Source organism: Psychrobacter sp., from assembly GCF_041554015.1.
In the GTDB taxonomy this organism is placed as follows: domain Bacteria; phylum Pseudomonadota; class Gammaproteobacteria; order Pseudomonadales; family Moraxellaceae; genus Psychrobacter.
The window spans coordinates 1-3,240 of record NZ_JBFFMS010000082.1; the positions used below are offsets into that span (position 1 = coordinate 1).

The following is a 3,240-nucleotide window of genomic DNA, read 5'->3' on the forward strand; positions in this document are numbered from 1 at the left end:
TATTGAAGAAGAAATCTATAAGTACGCCACACCGCAAGAGGGTTACGAAATCCTTTATCAAGGCAAGAACTATAAAGGCTTGCGCGTATTGGAATTCTTAATAAAACAGACTGATGGTCAGTTCGTTTCTGATGGTGATGTGATAAAGATAACGCAATTAATGCAGCCAGTGCCAGATGGTGAAGTGCAGATGCCGCCAGTTGGTACGGTTTTATATGATCAATTTGTCAAAGTCTTAAGTGTCTCTTACACAGAAGTGCAGATAGATATTACCAGCTACTACGTGGCATCAATGACAATTAAAGAAAAGTTAGATTATGATTTTGGCGGTGCAGCTAACAGCGTGCAACCTGCTACTGCTTTTGCTACACGCCAAGACCCTGATTTGAAGTTTTACGGTGCCACAAAACTAGGCTTGACTGCCAATTTTGGCGCTGAGCAAGTAACGCTATCATCTAGCAAGCTGCGTATTGCACCATCAGGATTATCGCTCGACAGTAAAAAAGTAGGAGTTAATCTTACGCGGCTGCCCGATGATGGCCTTGTTGATTTGGTTGATATTGGTGACCTCGTTACTATCACTGAATTAAAAACAATGGAGCTACCAACCAATGCACCAAATGACACGTTTGATTTAGGCTTTGAGCGCTTATCTGATGTGTCAGTGGTGGACGCTAACGGCTTAAAAGTAGATAGCAACTATCTTGATATTGATTTGGACGCTGGCACTCTGACTTTAAATAGCATGTTTGATATGTCTTTCTATAACGCGCCGTTGACTGTTAAATACCGCATTATGGATTTGGCTAAAGTTGAGTCAGTAAATAATAACGTAGTCTCTTTACTAAACCCAATAACGCATGACTACACGGATGCAGCTGTATTTAGCACCATGCTACTTATGGGCGATATGCAAGCGCGTGCATTTAATGTATTTAGTCAAAAGTCATGGAGCAATGCCGTTTGGAGTGATTCACTTATTGGTGATGCTGCGACGTCACAGTTGCAGACAACCAACAACCCTATCATCGTAACCAACCGTGATGCGATTGAGGAACGATGGGCGCTAGTATTCACCAGCCAAACAGCATTTCGCATCATTGGTGAGACGGTGGGTGAGATCGGTACAGGTTCAACAACTACGCTAACAGCACCAATCAACCCTATGACGGGCTATCCGTACTTCACGATACCAAGCGCAGCATGGGGCGGCGGCTGGTCTGCTGCTAATGCGGTTAGGTTTAATACTGCTGCTGCTAAATATCCAATTTGGATTGGAAGCGCCATTCAGCAACACCAAGGCGATAGTTTAGATACTTATGATTTTACTATTGGTTATCACGCAAACATTGACCGAGAGCGAGGTGATTCATGATATTAAGCGTTGATGCTAAAAATGCAGCTTTGCAGGGTATTGCTAATAAATTAAATGAAGGCACCAATTCGGTGCTCTCTTTGTTTGTTGGTGAGACGCTGGCCGCTGAGTTTGCGCTAACCAATCCAGTAGAAGCGTCCATTTCGGGCGCCTTATTAACATTCAATATTCCACCAAAGGCGCTAGCAATAGCATCAGGCGTACCAACAGCAGCTAAGATTTTAGATGCGAGCGGCACTCTGATAGCGACACTTGATGTGGCAACCGAGCTAACACTCGATAAGGCGCAGATATATCAAGGCGGATATGTGACGCTAACGGCGTTAACTATGGGTGTGTGATATGGCAACAATCAATGGTAGGGCTAAGCGATTTAACGGTACAGCAATCGATTACGTGCTGTTGTTCGCTTGGAAAACAGGCAAATGCCTCGGTAAAGCGATACCAAACGCAGCAGGTAACTGGTCGTTCGATTATACGGAAAATATGATAGTCGGCATCACTTACGTGGCAGATGGCTGCGAACCCATTACACATGGCCCATACGAATTTGTATTAAATAAATAAGGATAATTATGAGCTTTTTAAATCCAGTTAGTGAGCCTGTAAAACGCTTTAAAAGTACGGACGCAGGTGCGCCACAAATTAACTACAATAGTCGTTCGGCTGGTGATGTTTACGCAATACTAAAAGCATGCCTAGTAAACGGCTATGGTTCGGTCGCTAGCGCAGGTTGGACAGTGACTAATGAAACCGCTAACGCAGGTGAATTTGTTAGCCCATCAGCTTCTATGAGCGATTATCGGCTAGGTATTGATGATAAGACGGCGACAAAGACAGACTGGTATTACCAGTATCAAAATGCGCGTACAAACCCCAGTTATAACAATCCAACTAAGTCTTTTACTTATATCGACAAGACTCATGCGAGCAATGGATGGCAACTGCTTGCCACTGATCGAGGTATTATCTTTGTTGAGCTTGTTCAACACACAGCAGTCAATAAATTATCAGCACGTATCACGTACTGGGGTGCTTTAAAGTCGGCGCTTATTGATACCACAGGTAAAAATATTTGCTTTTTTAATCTTGGGCATAATGCAGCCATAACTATACCATTTTATTTTTACAGCTCTACAAATTATGTGCATGTAAACCTATCGACAAACCTTGGCGCATACATGAGTTCTGTGACGAGCAATGCGCTATCTAGCTCAGATGTTATACTCGATGAGTCTAATGTTGACTTAATAAGCCCTATTTATTTGTCAAACACTAACTACAAACTACTTTTGGCTGAGTTACCACCAATCCTGTCAAAAATTGTTAACAAATCAACTGACTTGTTTGGAGTTGACGAGTACACGCTTGATGGTCGCAGTGTATTAAGCGTATGTGCAGGTTTTAGCACTAACACACCGCAAACACCGTCCCGCACCTTTTTAATACGCACTGATTTTTGGGGGTATTAGCATGCAGGTATTTGCAAGAGTTTACTCGCCACTATCGCTAGTACACAGTGGTTATGTCGCAGGGAGCGGCGACGGCATCGTTACAGTCAGAGGAAAACCCGAATCTCGTAAGATATGGCTGTTAAATGCACAGACAATGTTAGTTGAGCAAGTTGTCACATCACTTAAAAATGGTCGTTATATTTTTTTAGGACTTGATCCCACCAAAGAATACCTTGTAATGGTTCGTGATTATAAGCGAGAACTTGAGCCGTTTGCGTGGGACTATGTTACCCCTGCTAATGATTTGACGATTGAAGAACAGCAAGCGCTGTGGGCATCATTCCAAACTTAAACTGAGGTAATTATGGCTAATGCATTGCGCCTCATGCTTGATCGTTATGTCTCAGTACA

At 43.0% G+C, this 3,240-nt stretch carries 4 protein-coding genes and 1 pseudogene; all 5 read left to right on the top strand.

The window, feature by feature from the left end; translation table 11 throughout:
• Window positions 1-1,375: pseudogene (locus tag ABYU67_RS11990) on the top strand (hypothetical protein); the annotation flags it as partial.
• On the top strand, window positions 1,372-1,716 hold the full coding sequence (locus ABYU67_RS11995; RefSeq protein ID WP_372845510.1) for a hypothetical protein: 345 nt from the start codon (window positions 1,372-1,374) through the stop codon (window positions 1,714-1,716). The pseudogene ABYU67_RS11990 and the gene ABYU67_RS11995, both read left to right, overlap by 4 nt.
• A gap of 1 nt (window position 1,717) precedes the next feature.
• Entirely contained in the window at window positions 1,718-1,942 is a 225-nt protein-coding gene (locus ABYU67_RS12000; RefSeq protein WP_372845512.1) for a hypothetical protein, read from the top strand.
• An 8-nt stretch (window positions 1,943-1,950) separates the two neighbouring features.
• Window positions 1,951-2,847 (top strand): hypothetical protein, encoded by an 897-nt coding sequence (locus ABYU67_RS12005; protein ID WP_372845514.1) that lies wholly within the window; start codon window positions 1,951-1,953, stop codon window positions 2,845-2,847.
• Window position 2,848: 1 nt separating this feature from the next.
• Window positions 2,849-3,181, top strand: a complete 333-nt coding sequence (locus ABYU67_RS12010) for a hypothetical protein (RefSeq protein ID WP_372845516.1) — start codon at window positions 2,849-2,851, stop codon at window positions 3,179-3,181.
• The last annotated feature ends 59 nt before the right edge of the window (window positions 3,182-3,240 follow it).